Genomic DNA, 20212 nt, shown 5'->3' with positions numbered 1-20212 from the left:
ATAAAAAAACCGCCAAATGGCGGTCTATCGAATCTATGGAACGAAACCTTGTTACTCTCCTTCAATTCCACCAGAAGCTTCCTTCTTCTCTTTCGCCTGGATCAGTTTAATCTTCATGGCATCTCTTTTTTCACGGAAATCTTTGAGAGAACTATGGGTTTCCGTGTGTTCATAGTTCTTTCGCTTATTAATACGTCGCAAGCCTTCGGGCACAAGTGTAAATTGTTCGTCTTTCATCAACGCAGCAATCCCGATTGATTCTGCCTGTTGTTGCACCTCATAGACTTCGTTAAAATAATCATCCGCCATTCCCGGCACATAGTGTTTCGGTTCAGGGTAGGAGGTAATAACGCCTTCAAAGTTCCGCAATACAACTTTGTCTGGACTTTGAGATATCAGGTAATTCGGCGTTAGCGCGATTTTCCCTCCACCTCCAGGTGCATCAACAACAAAAGTTGGAACAGCATAACCCGAAGTATGACCACGTAAATTTTCAATGATTTCTAGTCCTTTGGATACAGGTGCCCGAAAATGACCAATTCCCTCTGACAAATCACATTGATAGATATAATAAGGCCGGACACGAATCTTAACCAACTCATGCATGAGCTTCTTCATAATGGCTGTACTGTCATTTATCCCTGCCAGAATCACGCTCTGATTCCCTAATGGAACCCCAGCATAGGACAGCATATCACATGCTTTTTTCGCTTCTTCTGTAATTTCAAGTGGATGATTAAAGTGGGTATTGAGCCAAATCGGATGATATTTTTTCAAAATGTTACAGAGATTCTCAGTAATCCGCTGCGGAAAAACGACAGGTGCTCTTGTTCCAATTCGGATGATCTCAACATGAGGAATTTCACGAAGATTTTTCAAAATATATTCTAATACCGTGTCATTAATGAGCAATCCATCTCCGCCAGATAGAAGTACATCACGTATTTCAGGTGTATTACGGATATAGGCAATTGCATCATTGAGTTGTTTCTTCGGTACACCCATACCTACTTGACCGGAGAATCGACGCCGTGTGCAGTAGCGGCAATACATGGAACATTGATTGGTGACAAGAAATAACACGCGATCTGGATACCGGTGCGTTAATCCCGGTGTAGGTGAATCATCATCCTCTTGAAGCGGGTCTTCGAGATCGTACTGCGTCTTCATAATTTCAGCGGATAACGGGACGGATTGTTTGCGAATCGGGCAGCGTGGATCATCAGGGTTCATGAGTGAGGCATAGTAAGGTGTAATATTAAGCGGGATTGTCATCGTTGATATCCGCACGCCAGCTTCTTCATCAGGTGTGAGATTCACGACTTTTTTGAGATCATCGAGCGTTTGAATCGTATTCGTCAACTGCCATAGCCAATCATTCCATTTCTCTTCCGGCACATCTTTCCACAGCTCAATATCCGTATAATGGCGGCGTCCGCCAGCTTGTTGTACGTGATGAAGTCCATTGTCAGGCATTTCCATCTCCCCTAACATCAAAAAATTTCTGCTTATACAGACTTATTAGCAAGAAGGATGCCAATGTGATGAAATATTGCTAAAAAGATGAAAAATATAGTTAATACACCTGAAAATATGGATATCAACGTACTTTATTTTATAATTAATGACATTAAGTATTTGGATTTAATCAATCTAACTGCTCTGCATTATGCTACTTGCTGGCTCGTCTTATCTTTTTTGCATGCAAAAAAATTTGCACTGAAGTTATTTTTGCATCGTAAACGTGTTCCGTTACAATATTTTTGATAAAAATAACTGCGTTCTTGCATGCTTGGGATGATCAAACAATTCGTTAGGTGTCCCTTCCTCCACAATGCTGCCTTGCTCGATGAATAGAACACGATCCGCTACCTCTTTGGCGAAGCCCATTTCATGTGTAACAACAATCATCGTCATCCCTTCTTTCGCGAGCTGTTTCATCACGCCAAGCACCTCACCGATCATCTCTGGATCAAGCGCAGATGTAGGCTCATCAAATAGCATCACCTTTGGTTCCATCGCCAGCGCTCTTGCAATTGCCACACGCTGAGCTTGGCCACCAGATAAAGCTGCTGGATATGCATCTGCTTTGTCCGTTAGTCCAACTTTCTCTAGCAGTTCCATAGCTTTCAAATGGGCTTTATCTCTTGACCACTTGCGAACTTGAATAACAGCAAGCTTGATGTTATCTATTACCTTCATATGTTGGAACAAATTAAATTGTTGGAATACCATCCCGACTTCCGTACGAAGTTTAATTAGACTTTTGGCGGAATGCATGATGCTAGCTCCTTCAAAATAGATTTCGCCTTGATCTGGCTTTTCAAGCATATTCAAGCATCGTAAAATGGTCGATTTTCCAGAGCCAGAAGGACCGATGATTACAACAACCTCGCATTGGGCAACTTCTAGATTGATCTGATTTAAGACAGGGCTGGATTGGAATGATTTCGTCAAACCACGGACTTGTATAATTGGGGGCATTTTCCTTACACCTTCCTTTCAATATATACAAGCACTTTATTCAAGGAATAGGTTAAGATCAGATAGATGAATGCAGCAGTTAAGTAGGGCTCCCACACCCGATAATATTGACCACGCATTGCATTACTCCAGTACATAATCTCTGGTGCAGCAATGACCGCAACTAACGAAGAATCCTTGATCAGTACAATAAACTCATTGCAGAATGCAGGAATCATCCTTCTAATCGCTTGTGGAAGTATGATAAATCGCATCGTTTGAAAATGGCTCAATCCAAGTGAATGAGCAGCTTCCACCTGTCCCTTGTCGATGGATTGAATACCAGCCCGATATATCTCAGCCGTATACGCTGCACAGTTCAGTGTAAGCGCTGTAATTGCTGCCACAATCGGATTTGTACTGCCTATGAAAAAGGGTACGAGTCCAAAATGAACGATTAATATTTGCACATATAACGGTGTTCCACGAAAAAAATGAATATAAGCATGCATCGGTAAGCGCAATATCCAGATGCGTGAGAGTTGACCGAATGTTATTCCGAGTCCAAGTATCGACCCAAGAAGTATAGCAACCAGAGAGATACCTATTGTGAATAGGGTGCCTTTTAACAGTAAAGGAATATAATCCACGATAATTTCAAAACGAAAGTCCATAACTTGCATCCCCTCCCATTTACTGCGAGAATAAGAAAAGCATTCGTTAGCGATCTCTTTACGAATGCTTTCCCCTGCATTTATTCCTTTATTTTAAAAGGTTATCTACTTTCGGCTCTTCACCGAACCATTTTTTGTAAATTTCAACATAAACTTTACTTTGAACGACTTTCTTGATAGCTGGATCGAGTTTTGCTTTTAATTCACTGCCTTTGGGCAGCAAAATCGCATAATATTCCGGCGTAAAGCTTCCTAGATCTTGAATGCTCTTGAACTTTTTATTGGGATTGTTCTTTAGGTACTCGCGAACGATGGCAATATCGGCGACAACGGCATCTACCCCACCTTTTTCAAGCTCCATTAGCGCAACGGCATTACTGTCAAATTTCTTTAAATTCGCATTATCCATACCCATTATGCCAGACATGATCGTATCCGCAGTTGTGGAAATTTGTACAGCAACTTTCTTGTCTTTGAGATCATTCGCGTTTTTTACAGTACTGTTTTCTTTCACCATAATCATGTTAATCGATTCAAAATAAGGTGCTGTGTAATCATAAGTTTGCTTGCGTTCATCTGTTATGGACACACTTGAGATTGCGCCTTGATACTCATTGCCCTGCTTGACACTTTCGAGCAGTGTATCCCAACCCACATTTTTCAACTCATAGTTAATACCAGCTTCCTTCATCACTTCGGCCAGAAAATCAACATCAAAACCTACGATCTTATCCTTATCCATATTTTCCATCGGAGCATAAGAAGCATCGGTCGCAATGATATATTTTTTACCATCGCTGTTAAGCGCTTTCGAATTACATCCCACAAGCATCAGTGCCAGTAGTGCAACAAACGCGAACAAGGTCCCCTTCTTCATGTTTCATCCCCCATTACTGAATTTACAAAAGTGAATCTAGGACAATAATATTCTTTTGTTTTATAAAAATTCTTATTTTTCAAGATATCCATATTTTATTGTATTTCCTTCTGCGCATTTGAAATAAAATAGGTCGATTTAGTATGAAAACAAAATGGTATCTCAAATGGTTGGTTCTTTGTGCAGTTCTCATTATTAGTGCATAAAACTCGTGATTTTTTTGAACAGACCGAAGTCAAAGATCAGCTGATAAACAAGCTGGGTAAGAGTGGTGAGCGCATGTATAAGGAGGGATTTACAATTCGATTCCAGAATCAGAAAACGAAGTATTTCGTGACTACAATTTGTCCGATTACCGTTAGCGTCATAAGTGTACGTAAACGAATCTAGCAAAGCAGCCAAAGCAAGGGCTGCCATTCGGCAGCCCTTTAACAGAGAAATCAATTTTCGTTTAACGAATGAGTTCGACCGAGGAATCCCTTGAGGTTTGGAGTAAAATACCCTCATCGGACGTGAGTACGCGCGTGATCGGATCCGCCACGCTCAGCTGTAGACGGCTTGAACCGTCCAGCAGTACGACGCCGTAGTCATCGTTTTCGCCAAACCGACAGACAAGCCGGTCGTTCAGCACTTGAACGCCGGCGACTGGCGTTTTCCATACGAGAGGGTCTATCCCATTCAGATCGGCCTGGTACAGCTCGAATCGGTTCGCTTCCTTCTTGGTTGTGTAAAATACGTTACCGTTGATGCTGTCAAACCAAGACACGGCATGGTCAGACAGTTTCACCTCACCCGTCCCGTTCAGCGCAGACGAGTATAAATCCTTGTCATTGTCTTTTACATAATATAGCTTGTTATCGATAATCTTGAACCAGCTGACGCTTGAGTCGACAATCTTGTCGGTCTTATTCGTTTTTAGGTTGATTTTGTAAATTTTATTGAAGTCAGAATCGTCGTATGAAGCCCGCACGAACACCTCGTCACCTATGACGGTGGCGGATGAATTGCTGGAGGGCATTGACCAGTGACCGTCGTACGTAACATCGTACATTAGATTTTCGCCTACAAGCTTGCGATTCGTTCCTTCCTCACCCGGTGGCGACAAATACATGTTACCGCCTGCAAACGCTGATGCGCCAAGATAGATCATTAAAGTTCCGTATGGCGTATCGCGGAAATCGAGGTATCCATCATGCAACAGCTCTGCTTTACCGTTGTCGCTGATTTTCACGTAAGAGTCGCCGCCCATAATATTTCCCCCGTGGTGATAGGTAAACCACAGCGTGTTGTCACGGATTTGAAAGGTTAATTTCTTTTGCAGTCCTTCGTAGGTTTCGGCGTTATAAGAATATATCTCTTCCTTGTCGGACGGCTGCTGCACGGGAGCTCGATATACATGGTTCATCTTGTCCTTTGTCTCGACGAAATAATAGTACCCCTTGAAAAGAGCTACGTCATTCTCACTGGCATATGCAGGAAGGACGGGTGTTTGCAGCTGCGGGTTATTTGACGTGATGCTAAGACCGCCGGTATTGCTCCACTTGTAATCCCATCCGAATTCGTCATGTGCGAAGCGCCATGTCAGCGGGAAATAGGTGACATCGCGAAAGCTTAGCAACGGATATTGTTCTTTCGTATTGTCGATCGTCTTGCCGTTGATTGTGACGGTCGATGCGGGAACCTCCGCTGTGTAGGATGATGTGTTGCGCCGCTCTGACTTATTCGGCACATACGAGGAGGTCACACGGCTTTGCTTAATGTTCAAGCCGTCGTCCGGCGACCAATTCGCTTCCAAACCGAGCAGTCTGGAATCGTACCATGTCATCGGAAAATAGGTGATATCCTTATAAACCAGCAGTGGGTATTGACGGTACTGATTTTCCACCGTATGACCGTTCAGTTTCACCGTAAAATCCGGCAGTGTAACCCTCACGCTCCGATCTGCGGCTAGACTTTGTTCCGCAGGCGCCAATAAGCTCAGACATAACGAAAAAACGACCGTAAATCCAGCCATCTTTTTTCTCATTGTTGCGTCATCTCCTCTCAATTGATTTAAATGCGGCTTATGCCATACTTCGCTAATTTGTATTGCAGTGCTTGCCTTTTAACCCCGAGAGCCTCCGCAGTCTTACTCACATTACCGTTGTGTGATTCAAACATGCTCCGAATCGTATCACGCTCCACTTGTTCTAACATGTCTTGTAAGCCAGTTTGGTTTTGAACCTTGCTGTCTGGAATTAAGCGCATGGGCTGGGTAGGTACATGTGTTGTCTTTTCAAATAAAAATGATGGCAAGTGCTGCTCTTCAATTCGGTTACAACCGATATCGATCATGTTAAAAGCGGACTCAATAGCATGCCCCAATTGACGAATATTACCCGGCCAATCGAAATTGTAAAGGCGGTCTAGCGCTTCATCGGTTAATCCACGGACATGAGTGCCAAACCGTTCGTTGCAGGATGTGATGAAATGCTCGACTAACAGCGGAATATCGCCCCGTCTTTGAGCAAGTTGCGGCAATTCAATCTGAACGACATTAAGCCTGAAAAATAAGTCCGATCGTAATATCCCCTTCTCTACAGCTTCTTGTGGACTAATATTCATTGCTGCGATGATCCGTACGTTCACACGCTGCTCGGTTGTCCCACCAATTCGCCTGATTTTCCCATCTTGCAAGACTCGAAGCAATTTTGCTTGTAAACCCAGATCCAGATTGTTTAACTCATCGAAAAATAATGTTCCTCCATTGGCCTGCTCAAATATACCCTGCCGATCGACCGAGCCTGTAAAAGCCCCACGGTTTGTTCCAAATAATAAAGCTTCCATCAACTCTTTGGGGACAGCTGCGCAATTCTGGGCAATAAAAGGATGATTACTGCGGATGCTGGCATTGTGAATGCTCTGTGCGACAAGTTCCTTCCCCGTACCTGTTGTACCGCAAATGAGAACAGGTGACGGTGAGCGTGCTACCTTTTTCGCAAGAGAGATCGCTTTGAGGAAAGCTTTATCCTGACCAATCATATCGCCAAAATGGTAATCTGCTGAACCAACCGATGACTTGTTCTTCTGTTTCGATGCTACTAACTGCTTGTTCAAATCAAGAATTTGATCATACATACTCATGACATTGGATATATCTCTGGCAATCTCAACAGCTCCGATCATCTGCTTGTCTTCAAAAAGCGGGTATGTACTGTTAATAGAAGTAATGTGTTTGCCTTGAAGGTTCTCATAGGTCTGGAGTTGGTCGGTGATTGGAGCACCTTTTTGCAAGACGAGATGCAGCGTGCTTGTCTCATTCGTCAGCGAAGGATAAAGCTCCAGAATGTTCTGTCCAAGTACTTGTTCTAAGCTTAATCCGTCGATGTTCGCCATCGTCTCGTTATAATAGACGGTCGAACCTTGTATGTCTACGATATGAACTCCGACGTTGATCATGCTTAATATCCATTCAAATTGAGAAGCCCAATTCTGAGATGTGAGATCCATAAGCAATCACCTACTTTAACGTTTTGATCATAAAATAACGCTCCCTACCTTCCCCATACTCATGTGGTCTTAGTTCAGCAATCGTGAAGCCAACACGCTCGTACAGCTTCACAGCTGATACATTGCTTGGCTTCACGGTGAGACAAACTTCGGTGCAGTTATCACGAAAAAGCTGATCAAAAACATAATCAAACAACAGCTTGCCTATTCCTTTTCCTTGATAATCAGGACGGACATAGTAGCCGTAAATGTAAGCCTTGTCTGGTTTGCTGTAATCACGCATTAACTCACAGACCGCTATGGGCACGTCATCGCCAGCAGCTCGCATGAGAATGAGTCGTCCGTGGCGGGCAATTGGGACAAGCCCCCATTCATCAACAGCTCCATCTGAACCGAAAACGTCTTTTTCCAATTGAATCATCGTCTGAAGTAATTCCGGTGATAAATGATCGGGTGTTTCGTAATAATATGTCGTTGTCATCGTGTCTTCCCCCTAAATATCATCCAACGGCCAGATTGGGCGAGGGATGTTCTTATACGTAAAATGTTTGAATTGATTGGATGCAAGCCCTGGCCCATCCACATAAATAACCTGACTGACAATTGGATCAAACGCTGCGCGAAAATGATTTTTTACCTTTAATGCAAGGATTTTATAGTTAGATGGCTCTAATCCGATATGGCGGAAAAACTCCAGATCGTTTGCGGAAAGAGCCCGTCCTGTAAGGAGTAGATCCAAGTGCTGAATGCGAATATGTGCAGCGCATTTTGTATCAATCTGCAGTCCAGTATTCATAGGGCCGGTGTTGCGGAACTTGCCGTCTGTTAGTCGAATAATGTTAGCTGTGACTTCAAGTGGTTTACCAAATTCAGGAGATAGCTTGCCACCAAGGCTCAGCGCAATTGTAGCCCCTTCCCCAGCTTGCATGCAAGCTTGGAGAGAATCAGGGTCGTTAAGCGCGCCGAAGAGGACGTCTTGAGTATCCCTGTTTAGTAGTTCTTCGAGCAGCGCTGTTACATCGCCAGTTCCCCCACTTAGGGGGTTATCTGCGATGTCAGCTAATGCGATGGGTTTAGGTGGGAAAGTATCTTGTTGTAATGCATCATCTACAGCCTGAGAGATACCAGGTAAAGCCAAAATAAATCGTTCTCTCTCCCCCCATAATTTTGCTGCTAATTGACTTGCAACGGATTCTGCTTTGATTCGGTTTGTCGATACAACGATTACACTAGCGCCTGCCTCCGGAATATCACAATAAGGAAACCCGCCTAAAATGGATGCAGAGCGAATATCAGGGTCCCTTTCAGCTTCTATAGCGGCATGCACCATATCTGCCATCGGTCCAATATCTGTCCGCATATTCACACTTGGAGGCATCATCGGCAGCTTGCGAAATGCTGCATAGAAGGGCTGTTGCGTCGTTAAGAAGTCCAGTAAAGCTCGGGCAGCATGCACTCCTTGCTCATACATGTCTACGTGTGGGTATGTCTTGAAACCAAAGAACATTGCTGTCTTAGACAGCATGCGATAACTAACGTTAGCATGCATATCTAACGTGACAGCGACCGGAAAACTGGAGCCTTTGAGGTGGTAGATTTCATCTAGTAGTTCCCCCTCAGGATCGCTAACCTTGGGTGTCACCATCGAGCCATGCATAGCAATCAACAATCCATCCAGTTCCCCGGCATCCCGCAAGGATGTCAGCAGCTTGGTTTTAATTTCTTCGTAAGCCTCATTCGTTACCATTCCCGATGGAATGGCAGCCGCACAGACAAGAGGTACCAGAACTTGATTCGCTTCTTCAAGTACCTCAATGAATCCTCCAACTTCGGTCTTCGTTCCACGATAAGCTTCAAAGATGGCATCCCCTTGATGATAGCCTTCTTCATAAAAGGCTTGAATTCCTGTCCTTACTGGGCTGAAGGTATGTGATTCATGATAAAAGAACGCAATTCCAATTCGACGTTTCACGAGACTTTTATCCATCTAGGTTCCCTCTCTTAGCAGCATATCTGCTCAATAATTCGTATAAACTGTCTTCCATTCCGTCATCACATCAAATGCTTGATAAGCAACTTCTCGATGCCCATTACCAGATTGCTTCATGCCTCCAAAAGCAAGACCGATCTCTGCATTTGATGTGCCGTTGTTAATGTATACAAGTCCCGACTCCAGATCACGAGCTGCACGATTCGCATAATGCAAGCTATTCGTATAGATTGAACTCGATAATCCATAAATGGTGTCATTATTCAAAGCTATGGCCTCCTCATAATTCTCAGCCCTTAAGATTGCGAGAACTGGGCCAAATACTTCTTCTTTGGCAATACGATGAGAATTTTTCACGTCTGTAATGACGGTTGGTGCGTAGAATAAACCTTGTTGCTCCCAAAGATCCTTATCCAAGCGATACCCACCGCAAAGTATTCGACCGCCTTCTTGCTGCGCCATATCGACATAATGTTCGACCGTTTTAAGTTGAGCTGGATTCGCTAACGAGCCTACATCCGTGTTAAGGGAGAGCCCATTGCCGACCACTAACTTTTTGGTCAATGTTACAATTCTCTGTTCAAGTTCTTCTTGCACGGATGCTTCCACGATGACTCGACTCGCTGCCGTGCACCGCTGTCCCGATGTTGCAAAAGCGGAGCGAACAATTCCAGCAGCAGCGAGATCTAGATCAGCATCTGCGAGAACGATGACGGCATTTTTACCGCCGAGCTCTAGCGATATTTTTTTTAAATGGAGACCTGCTAGTTGTGCCAGCTTTCGACCCACCTCTGTTGATCCTGTGAATGCAATCACAGCTGTATCAGGGTGCTCTGCAAGCATTGTTCCGACTGTACTTCCCGAACCAAACACGACATTGAATACACCTGTTGGTAAACCACACGACTCAATTATTTCTGTAAAAAGTTTTGCACTTAGTGCCACATCTGAAGCAGGCTTCCATACGATCGTATTGCCTGCTACCAGAGCTGTACATATTTTATAAGCAGCTAATGAAATGGGGAAATTCCAAGGGGTGATGCATGCTACCACACCAACAGGCTCACGAATCGTCATAATCATTCGATCTGCTGAGCTTGCCGGTACCGTCTGTCCATAGAGTCTTCGACCCTCGCCCGCCATGTATTTACAAAACCCAATCACCACATCGACTTCACCATATGCTTCTGCTAACACTTTACCCATTTCGGTAGTCATTAGCTTCGCAAGTTCCTCTTTACGTTCCTGCAGGCGATCAGCAAGCAACCAAAGATAATCCGCTCGCTTAGGAGCAGGCACGTGCCGCCAAGTATGGTAGGCAGATTTAGCAAATCGAACAGCATCCTCCACATCGTCTGAAGAAGACATCACAATGGATGCAAGGGCCTCGGATGTTGAAGGATTAATGCTATTAAATATCTCTCGATTGGCAGGTGAAGTCCACTCCCCGTTGATATAGTTGCCAACCAGATGATGGTCTATCATCGGGCTCATCTCCTTCTCGTAACAATGATTAATCGCGTGTTATACCAATCAATAACCTTTATTTAATGACATTAATTATGCAATTAGTTAATATCGTCAAACCCTTATCAAGCACAGTCTCATCGATATTAAGCGGCAGCATTAAGCGGATGGTCTGACCATATACGCCACAGCTTGTTACAAGTAAATGATGTTGAAGTGCTTCCTCCCGAATTTTTGATACGATCGTTGTCCCTGGTTGACCCCGTTCATCTTGGAATTCGATGCCGATCATCATCCCAATGCCTCTGATCTCTGCAACAGACGGATAATCCGCTAACTCATGATTCAGGCGATTCACAATTGCCTTGCCTAGTCGCTCTGAGCGTTCTATCAATCCTTCACTCTCCATGACATGTATACTAGCGAGTGCTGCCGCACACGATACTGGATTTCCGCCAAAAGTTGATCCGTGCGTCCCTGTTTGCCATTTTTCATGCAATTCTCTACTTGCAACGATTGCCCCAAGGGGCATACCTGAAGATAATGCTTTAGCAAGCACAAAGACATCTGGCGTAATACCAGCGTGTTCGGAAGCGAACATTTTACCAGTACGGCCAAAGCCAGTCTGCACTTCATCAAAGATAAGCAGTATGCCATTGTCATCTGCAATCTGACGCAGCTTCTGTAAAAAAGACAACGGAGCCGGTACGTACCCACCTTCACCCATCACAGGCTCGATGATAATGGCCGCAACTTGGGTAGGATCGACTACAAGCTCAAACAGTTTCGTCAACCGATTTAAGCAGTATTGAACGGTTTCTTCCTCACTTTGAAAATGTAACTGGCTCTGATACGGATAAGGTACGTGGTAAACCCCTCCCACAAGAGGCTCGTAATACTTCCGATATTTCGAACTAGATGCCGTTAACGAAGTCGCACCAAGTGTCCTACCGTGGAATGAACCTTCAAAGGCAATAATATTCGGTCGCTTAGTAGCTGCACGAGCTAGCTTGATCGCCCCATCAATCGCTTCCGCACCTGAGTTGCTAAAGAACACGGTATCGAGTTCACCTGGTGTGATCTCCGCAAGCTTCTGAGCAAGCTTAACTGCACTTTCATAGTAGCCGTAATTCAGACCCAAGTGAATCAACTGACTAGACTGCTCATGAATCGCCTTAACCACTTCAGGATGCGCATGCCCAACAGCATTCACCGCCACCCCAGAAACAAAATCAATATATTCCGTCCCATCCTCGGTCCAGAACTTTGCTCCTTGAGCTTTAGCCACCACTAAGTCCGTAATTCGTGTCATGACGGGGGAAAGATGCTTCAATGCAAGTTCCCTTAGCTCACTTTTCTTTTCCACATGTTTGGTCATATCTGGTTAACCATCCTTCCTTTATCCCTCGCACTTTGTTTAAGTACTCATTTCTTTTTCAAACAATATCAACGCTAGATCTAATCGATGAACCAATTCATCCACTTCCGTCTCACTGATTGTAAGTGGTGGACCAATCAATAGATGATCACCATTGACACCATCAAGCGTGCCTGATCCTGGATAAAAGATAACGCCTATCTTCATCGCCATTTGGTTTAATCGTTCAGATGCACGTACAGTTGACTGGTAAAAGGAATCTGTATGGCGATCCTTCATTACCTCAAAGCCAATTAGCAATCCACGTCCCCGAATGTTTCCAATCGTTCGATGTTTCGCTTGCAGCTCATATAACTTATGAAGTAAATAGGCACCTTGTTTTTTGCTGTTATCCAGAAGATGATGCTTCTTATAATAACCAATTGCCGCTTTTCCGGCAGCTAGAGTGACCGGATGTCCGCTAAAAGTCGATCCATGAATGAACTTCCCTTTACCATGTTCCTTTAAGCTTTCTACCAAGCGATCCGAGACGATCATTCCTGCAAGTGGCGCATAACCGCCTGAGACCCCTTTTCCAAAAGTTAAGATGTCGGGTTCAACTTGAAACCCTTCTACTGCAAAATGACTCCCTGTTCGTCCGAAACCCGTCATTACTTCATCCACAATAAGAACAATATCGTACTTGTCGCAAAGAGCTCGCACCTGACTTAAATAAGTAGCTGGCGGGACTACTGCCCCTTGCTGACTGCCAATGATCGGTTCACATATAAAAGAAGAGACAACCTCCGGTCCGATCTCTAGAATCAATCGTTCCAATTCATCTATGCAGTAAAGCTGTTTGTGAGCAAGGCAATGATCTAGAGATTGTTGATATGGGCAGCGATGACAATAAGGTGAATAGACATGCTCTGTTCGCATTAGATTTTCCATATAGGGCATGCGTCTTAATAGATCCCCGCCAGCTGACAGCGAACCCATCGTGTTACCATGGTAAGATTGCCAGCGACCAATTGTGACATGTTTACTTGGATTTCCCCGATCTCGATGATATTGAATGGCAAATTTTATCGCACTTTCATTGGCTTCCGATCCAGTAGAAGTAAAATAAACATAATTTAAAGTAGATGGCGCAAGATCACTTATTTCTTTTGCTAAGTCATGCTGCACTTCCGTCTCGAAACGCAGCGTATGCACGAATCCTGCTTTCTTCGCTTGTGCAGCCATGGCATCTCCAATTTCTGCAACACCATGTCCGATATTGGCAGCAATCGCTCCTGACGATGCATCTAAGTATCGTTTACCACTCGCATCTACAAGATATACGCCTTCTCCATGTTCGATTAACGGATATTCACGTGAAAAATCCCGGTGAAATACATGGTCTTTTTCACCATTTTGCGTCACCATATGTCACCTCGAATCAGGAAAGCTGCTTCTGTCTTTTGTTGAACTTCCTCCAAGCTTACTGTTGGTGCAAGTTCAAGGAGTGTTAATCCTTCTTCACTTACTCCGAATACTGCCAATTCTGTCACGATGAGGTCCGCTCTACGGAGCGATGTGAGTGGGTATGTAGCGTTTTTTACAAGCTTAGGCTTACCTTCTTTCGTACAATGTGTCGTTGCTACTATAATGCGTTTGGTTCCTTCTAATAAATCCATTGCTCCGCCCACGCCAAGTACCAAGCTGCCTGGAACGGCCCAATTCGCAATTTGCCCCTGTTCATTCACCTGCAATGCTCCTAAAATCGAAAGATCAACATGTCCTCCTCGGATCATGGCAAAGGATGAAGCGCTGTCAAAATAGGCTGCACCTTCTAACACGGTTACTGGTAGCTTCCCAGCATTTACAAGGTCTGGATCAACTTCTTCTGCAGTCGGGGTCGGACCGACACCTAGAATGCCGTTCTCTGAATGGATGTATACCGTTACATCGTCAGGCAAATAATCCACAACCAACGTCGGTATACCGATTCCTAGATTCACGATATCGCCACTCTTCAGTTCTTGGGCAACTCTCGTTGCGATTCGCACTTTATCCTCCATCAGTTGTATCTCCCGTCAACGTTATATAATCCACGAATAAATGCGGGGTTACAATTTCCTCAGGTGACAATACGCCAACCTCTACAATCTCTTCAACCTCTACAAGAACCAGGTTGGCAGCAGTCGCCATATTCGGATTGAAATTACGTGCGGATTTGCGATAGACAAGATTGCCAAGTTTGTCTGCTTTATGTGCTTTAATGAGCGCTACGTCAGCCCGAATAGAGGGCTGAAATAAATAGGTTTTATCTCGAATAATCTTCGTTTCCTTTCCCTCACCTATCAAAGTACCAACACCAGTTGGCGTGTAGAATCCACCAAGCCCTGCACCACCTGCTCGAATCGCTTCTGATAATGTTCCTTGTGGAAGTAACTCGATCTCTAGTTCTTTACTTTGGTAAGCCTTAACAACATCTGGATTTGATGTGAAAAAGGAACCTATCGCCTTAGTTACTTGCTTATTTCGAACAAGCATACCAAGCCCTTTACCTGGTTCTCCTAAATTATTACTAATAATTGTAAGATTTTGAAGTGACGAACTTGCAAGTGCACGAACTAAAGTAAGAGGACACCCCACAAGCCCGAAACCACCAACCATGATAGAATTGCTATCCTTGAGCTTGGATATAGCCTGTTTCGCAGAGATCAATTTCTCCATCACACCCTCCTCTAGACATGACATCACTACATTTTATTTTATGTTTTGAAGATACCTTCCATGACTCCTCATACATTGAAACACCCCTGTTAAAAGGTATATAATGGAAAATGATTGTGCAATTCAATTTTTTAAGAGGAGTGATTATGAATGGCTCACTTACATTCTCCATATACATTAAAAGGTCTTGAGTTAAAGAATCGCATCGTCATGGCGCCGATGTGTCAATATTCAGTAGAAGCGCAGGATGGGATTCCCAACGATTGGCACTTTGTTCATTATGTTTCGAGAGCAGTTGGGGGAACAGGGCTTATCATTATGGAAATGACGGATGTCGAGCCAGATGGCCGAATCTCGAATCGAGACCTTGGTTTGTGGTCAGACGAGCATATCCCAGCTTTTGAGCGGATCATTTCAGAAGTACATAAATATGGCAGCAAAATCGGTATTCAGATCGCACACGCTGGACGTAAAGCAGAAGATGCTGAAGTCCCTGTTGCGCCTTCCGCGATTCCTGTGACGCCTGATTGGAAGACGCCAAAGGCACTCTCGACAGAAGAAGTAGAAGAACTTGTTAGCAAGTTCAGAGACGCGGCTCGTCGGGCAGTTGCGGCAGGTGTAGATACGATTGAGATTCACGGTGCTCACGGGTACTTGATTCATCAGTTCCACTCGCCACTATGCAATCAACGTGAGGATAAGTACGGTCAGGACTATGCGGCATTCGGTGTGGAAGTCATTGAGGCAATGAAAGAAGAGATGCCAGCAGATATGCCGCTGATCATGCGTGTGTCAGCAATGGAATACATGGATGGCGGATACGAAATTGACCACATTATTGAAGTGTGTCGGAAATATAAAGCAGCAGGTGTTGATCTATTCCATGTATCAAGTGGTGGAGAAGGTCCAGCTGGTGTGCGCAAACCTGGAAATTATCCAGGGTATCAGGTGGAGATGGCGCGCCAGATTAAACAAGCCATTGACGTACCAGTTATCGCTGTTGGTTTGTTAGATGAACCGAAGTTAGCGGAAGCAACTCTAGAAGATAGTGAAATTGATTTAATTGCCATCGGGCGCGGCATGCTGCGTGACCCTTACTGGGCATTACATGCGATTCAAGCTACATCCGACCAAGGTGTCCCACCTAAGCAGTACTTGAGGGCTTAACATTATAATAAAACGTTTATTTCCTTAAAAAAACACCCCTTCGTGCCAACGGAGACAACCAGCTAGTAGTGGTTCGCTCAAGCTAAGTGCACAGGGGTGTTTTTCAAAGCAATTCCAAAATCTGGTCCATAACTTCTTTACCCAAGACTTGATTATGACCCGATACAAAAGTATCACAATCCAGCTCTTTATACTTCAAGAGTGTATGCCTATACGTCTCTTTATCACAATAAAGACTTGGTACAAGTTCATCCATCGAATCCCCAATATTATCGCCAACATGGATCACTTGATCGATTTCATCCATGACGCTTATCGAATCAATCGTATGACCAGGTGTATAAATCAGACGTATTCGATCTTCTGGGAAATATAATTCACCCTCAAATGTCAGTGTAGGAAGACACTTCTCCGTCTCCCCTTCTAGATGTTTTCCACTATTGAGCAGCATATCATCCCAGTGTGAATCGATCATTTCTCTACAAAGCTTGTGAGAGACGATTGTGGAATTTCGTAGGGTATGATTCCCCCAAATGTGATCCCAATGCGAGTGCGTATTGATCACAATAATGGGCTTGTTGTCAGGATGGATGTAATCTAAGACAGGAGCCATGTTTAAAGAACCTAGACCTGTATCAATGATGTAATTGTATGTATCCCCGATAATGAGTTGAACACAGATATCCCACCCTGCAGGGACGGTATTTCTAAACAGAACACTTCTCGTTTTGATTTTCTCAATTCTCATTTTTTCCCCACTTCCCGAAATACTCTGTTTCCTATTGCAATTACCCTTTGAATCTATCATATTTGGATATTTTTTACAACTAAACTTTACAAGAAGCAAGTACTCGGATCCCCTTTTCACAATAAAAATAAAGAGCCTTTCGGCTCTCTATCTTCCTTACCTCTTACGCCCAGTTTCCCTTGATAAACACAGGCTCTCTTGTTCCATCTTCAAACTCACCATCGATATCTAGCTCTGCGCAGCCGACCATAAAGTCAACGTGTGTTAAGCTTACGTTCGCGCCGTGTACAAGAAGTTCCTCTTGCGTCATTTTCTGACCGTTCTCGATGTTCACTGGATATGCACTACCAACTGCAAAGTGGCAGGATGCATTCTCATCAATACCTGTGTTATAGAAAATACGGTTCAAGTTCGAGATCGGAGAATCATGAGGTACAAGTGCGATTTCACCCAAGTACTTCGCCCCTTCATCTGTTGCAAAAAGAGAATCCAAGTGCTCTTGACCGACTTCAGCCGTATATTCCACAACTCTACCCTCTTTAAACGTCAAAGAGAACTTGTCTACGATACGACCATTCATGTTAAGCGGCATTGTGCTTCTCACAGTTCCATTTACACCAAGACGGTGCGGCATGGAATATACTTCTTCCGTTGGCATATTGGCTACGAAGTACACACCTCTCGTGTTTTTGTCGCCAGCACTTTTCCAGATATGACCTTCAGGCATTTCAACGGAAAGATCCGTTCCTGGTGCACGATAGTGAAGACGCTTATAGCACTTATCGTTAAGCTTGTCACTCACTGTTTTTAACTGTTCAATATGATCTTGCCATGCCTGTACCGGGTTTTCTTTGTCTACACGCTGCATTTTGAAAATTGTTTCCCACATCGTATCGATCCGCTTTTCTTCTGGCAAGTCAGCGAATACAATATCTGCCCAAGCTTTCGTGGGAGCTTTGACTAAACACCAGCTAATTTCATTATTGCGTGTATAATGAGAAAATTTCTTTCTTGCTTTTGCTGCTGCATTCCCTGCACGTACGACTTTGGAAGAATCTATACCTTTAAACAGCTCCGGATTCGGAACTTTAATATTAAGTAAGGCCCCACCGCATTCAGCAAGCTGCTCCATGGAGGTTGCATTCCACTCTGGGTAGTAGTCAAAAGAATCATCAGACGCATATTCATAACGTGCACGTGTAATTTCATCGTCACTCCAATGAACTTCGACATACTTGGCACCTGCTTGGTATGCTTTTTTCACAATTTGGCGCGTAAAATCTGCTACTTCTAGCGGAGATTCTACGTGTAGGACCTGTCCGGGTTGAACGTTAACACCAATTTTTACGACTAGCTCTGCATATTTTTCTAAGTTTTGTTCATGAGTAGACATCAGTCAAGCTCCTTTATGATTGATTATGAAGTCACTGTACGACCATTTCTTCATCATACCACAAAATGAATGGAACGGATGCCCTTTAATCGCGAACATCCATTCACATTTTCCGTTCTAGCTGGTTTGAAAACGTAATTGCTTCAGTTCCATAACCAAACGCAAGTATTCTGCATCGAGCTCAGCATTGTTGTTGCTTTTAACCGAGGGAATGCTCAACCTGCTTATAACCTCCGTTAACCTTGTTTCTAATTGTAACTTTCGTATTTCAATTTCATCGGATTGAGGGGCTTTATGAGTACGATCTCCCATATGCTGCTCCAGTTGCGCTGGATTACCTCCATAAGCAATCAGCTTCTGATCCTCGATCTTGAGTGTATTTGTCGCAATTTGATTCACAAAGTGTCGGTCATGCGATACAAATATCAAGGTTCCTTCGTAAACCCGCAGCAATTGTTCAAATGCATCAAGCGACTTCACATCCAAGTAATTCGTTGGCTCATCCATGAGCAGAACATTCATCTCACTGAGAAACACCTTCGCAAATGCGACCCTCACTCGTTCGCCACCGCTTAATACTTTTACTTTCTTATATACATCATCCCTTGTAAAAAGAAGCCTTGAGAGCACGGTTCGCACCATATGCTCGGATTGTGCTGCCTGTTTATTGACATTATCAAAAATGCTTCGTTCTGGATCGAGAATATCTAAGCTTTGACTAAAGTATCCAAACTTTACACCGCTTGCAACGAAGATTTCATCCCTTCGACTGTGAATCATCTCTAGCAGCGTTGTTTTCCCAGAGCCGTTAGGTCCGATCAGTACAGTCTTTTGCCCATTGCAAATTTCAAATTTCGCATCTTGGAGTAAAGTTCGAGAACCAACACGAATCGTTAGCTGATCGGCACGAATGACCATTTTGCTATACAGCTTGCTTGATTCAGGAATATCGATTTTCACAGTTGCCAGCTCTCGCGGCTGTTCGACTGCCGTTAATTGCTCTAATCGGGTTTCCAATTGCTTGGTTGCTTTGTGTACGTTCGCCTGCTTCGAACCTTTCTTACCTTTATACAATCTGGATTCAGAGGTACTCATTCGACTTGGTGCTTTCGTCATCCTTGACGACTGTTCCGTTTTCATGTGGATAGCCGTCGTTAGACGCAGTTTCTCTGCCGTATAAGCATCATAATCTGCTTGATGCTTAGCTTTCACGGCTTCTTTTTGCATCAGATAGGCCGTGTAATTACCCTCGTAGATCGTAACTTTACCATTCTCTACTTCCCATATGCTTGTGCATATCCGATCTAACAACGTGCGGTCATGCGAGATGAGAACGATTGCCCCCACGTAACGGTTAAGTTCATCTTCAAGTAAACGAATACCATCAACATCTAAGTTACTTGTAGGTTCATCTGCAAATAGGATATCTGAGGGATCAGCGAATGCTTGCGCCATCTTCAATCGCATCTGCTCACCACCACTCATTGTGCGCTCGTATTGAACTGCTGTCTTGAACTTTCGAGCCTGCTTGGCATCAAGTTCTTCCTGAGAGCTGACTTCAAGCTGCTGAATCACTACGGGTATTCCTAAATGTGTTACAGCCCCTTGATCAGGCTCTTGCTGACCGGACATGACTTGTAGCAAAGTCGTCTTCCCTGCTCCATTCATCCCTACAATCCCAATGCGATCCTGTTTATAAATATGAAGCGGTTCTGTTTCGAAAAGAACACGATCCCCAACCATTTTTGTTAACTTACTTGTTTTTAAAAATAGCATAAAAAAACCTCCCTAGTTGCTAGAGAGGATAAAATGTGCGCAAACAAAATCAAACGTAACCCTTGTGATCACACAAAAAAGGCACATCGA

Annotated in this window: 17 protein-coding genes; 1 reads left to right on the top strand and 16 read right to left on the bottom strand. The window is 43.9% G+C overall.

Translation table 11 applies throughout. The annotated features are described in order from the left end of the window. Positions 1-51: 51 nt before the first annotated feature. The 13 genes from ablA to ACSBOP_RS10250 all read right to left on the bottom strand — a co-directional run bounded on the left by ablA (position 52) and on the right by ACSBOP_RS10250 (position 15038). Positions 52-1476 (bottom strand): lysine 2,3-aminomutase, encoded by a 1425-nt coding sequence (gene ablA, locus ACSBOP_RS10310; RefSeq protein ID WP_442604318.1) that lies wholly within the window; start codon positions 1474-1476, stop codon positions 52-54. A 276-nt stretch (positions 1477-1752) separates the two neighbouring features. Beyond that, positions 1753-2475: an amino acid ABC transporter ATP-binding protein gene (locus ACSBOP_RS10305; protein ID WP_442604441.1), complete on the bottom strand. Its 723-nt coding sequence runs from the start codon at positions 2473-2475 to the stop codon at positions 1753-1755. A 14-nt stretch (positions 2476-2489) separates the two neighbouring features. Further along, a complete protein-coding gene (locus ACSBOP_RS10300; protein WP_442604317.1) occupies positions 2490-3137 on the bottom strand; it encodes an amino acid ABC transporter permease in 648 nt (215 codons plus the stop codon). A gap of 88 nt (positions 3138-3225) precedes the next feature. Further along, positions 3226-4014, bottom strand: a complete 789-nt coding sequence (locus ACSBOP_RS10295; RefSeq protein WP_442604316.1) for a transporter substrate-binding domain-containing protein — start codon at positions 4012-4014, stop codon at positions 3226-3228. Between the two features lie 451 nt (positions 4015-4465). After that, positions 4466-6040, bottom strand: a complete 1575-nt coding sequence (locus ACSBOP_RS10290; RefSeq protein ID WP_442604315.1) for a DUF5050 domain-containing protein — start codon at positions 6038-6040, stop codon at positions 4466-4468. A gap of 26 nt (positions 6041-6066) precedes the next feature. Further along, positions 6067-7503, bottom strand: a complete 1437-nt coding sequence (locus ACSBOP_RS10285) for a sigma-54 interaction domain-containing protein (protein ID WP_442604314.1) — start codon at positions 7501-7503, stop codon at positions 6067-6069. 10 nt (positions 7504-7513) lie between these two features. Beyond that, on the bottom strand, positions 7514-7984 hold the full coding sequence (locus tag ACSBOP_RS10280; protein WP_442604313.1) for a GNAT family N-acetyltransferase: 471 nt from the start codon (positions 7982-7984) through the stop codon (positions 7514-7516). Positions 7985-7996: 12 nt separating this feature from the next. Further along, entirely contained in the window at positions 7997-9490 is a 1494-nt protein-coding gene (locus tag ACSBOP_RS10275) for a M81 family metallopeptidase (protein WP_442604312.1), read from the bottom strand. Between the two features lie 30 nt (positions 9491-9520). Continuing rightward, on the bottom strand, positions 9521-10978 hold the full coding sequence (locus ACSBOP_RS10270) for an aldehyde dehydrogenase family protein (protein WP_442604311.1): 1458 nt from the start codon (positions 10976-10978) through the stop codon (positions 9521-9523). Between the two features lie 58 nt (positions 10979-11036). Then, positions 11037-12338 (bottom strand): aspartate aminotransferase family protein, encoded by a 1302-nt coding sequence (locus ACSBOP_RS10265; protein WP_442604310.1) that lies wholly within the window; start codon positions 12336-12338, stop codon positions 11037-11039. Positions 12339-12377: 39 nt separating this feature from the next. Then, positions 12378-13745: an aminotransferase family protein gene (locus ACSBOP_RS10260; protein ID WP_442604309.1), complete on the bottom strand. Its 1368-nt coding sequence runs from the start codon at positions 13743-13745 to the stop codon at positions 12378-12380. After that, entirely contained in the window at positions 13739-14380 is a 642-nt protein-coding gene (locus tag ACSBOP_RS10255; RefSeq protein ID WP_442604308.1) for a 3-oxoacid CoA-transferase subunit B, read from the bottom strand. The genes ACSBOP_RS10260 and ACSBOP_RS10255 overlap by 7 nt, the downstream gene beginning before the upstream one ends. Beyond that, positions 14370-15038 carry a CoA transferase subunit A gene (locus tag ACSBOP_RS10250; protein ID WP_442604307.1) on the bottom strand — a complete coding sequence of 223 codons (669 nt, stop codon included), beginning with the start codon at positions 15036-15038 and terminating at the stop codon, positions 14370-14372. The genes ACSBOP_RS10255 and ACSBOP_RS10250 overlap by 11 nt, the downstream gene beginning before the upstream one ends. A gap of 150 nt (positions 15039-15188) precedes the next feature. On the opposite strand from ACSBOP_RS10250, the gene ACSBOP_RS10245 reads away from it, so the two are divergent. Beyond that, a complete protein-coding gene (locus ACSBOP_RS10245) occupies positions 15189-16205 on the top strand; it encodes an NADH:flavin oxidoreductase/NADH oxidase (RefSeq protein WP_442604306.1) in 1017 nt (338 codons plus the stop codon). A 103-nt stretch (positions 16206-16308) separates the two neighbouring features. Here ACSBOP_RS10245 and ACSBOP_RS10240 read toward each other — a convergent pair whose 3' ends face one another. From ACSBOP_RS10240 to abc-f, 3 genes are all read right to left on the bottom strand, one after another. After that, entirely contained in the window at positions 16309-16953 is a 645-nt protein-coding gene (locus ACSBOP_RS10240; protein ID WP_442604305.1) for an MBL fold metallo-hydrolase, read from the bottom strand. Between the two features lie 163 nt (positions 16954-17116). Further along, positions 17117-18346: an aminopeptidase gene (locus ACSBOP_RS10235; protein ID WP_442604304.1), complete on the bottom strand. Its 1230-nt coding sequence runs from the start codon at positions 18344-18346 to the stop codon at positions 17117-17119. A gap of 117 nt (positions 18347-18463) precedes the next feature. Continuing rightward, complete coding sequence (gene abc-f / locus ACSBOP_RS10230; RefSeq protein WP_442604303.1) at positions 18464-20122, bottom strand: ribosomal protection-like ABC-F family protein; 1659 nt, start codon at positions 20120-20122, stop codon at positions 18464-18466. Positions 20123-20212: the final 90 nt, after the last annotated feature.

The organism is Paenibacillus sp. KN14-4R, assembly GCF_052180255.1.
Taxonomy (GTDB): domain Bacteria; phylum Bacillota; class Bacilli; order Paenibacillales; family NBRC-103111; genus Paenibacillus_AM.
The sequence above is the reverse complement of the archived record's forward strand: the minus strand, read 5'-3'. Positions and strand labels throughout refer to the sequence as shown.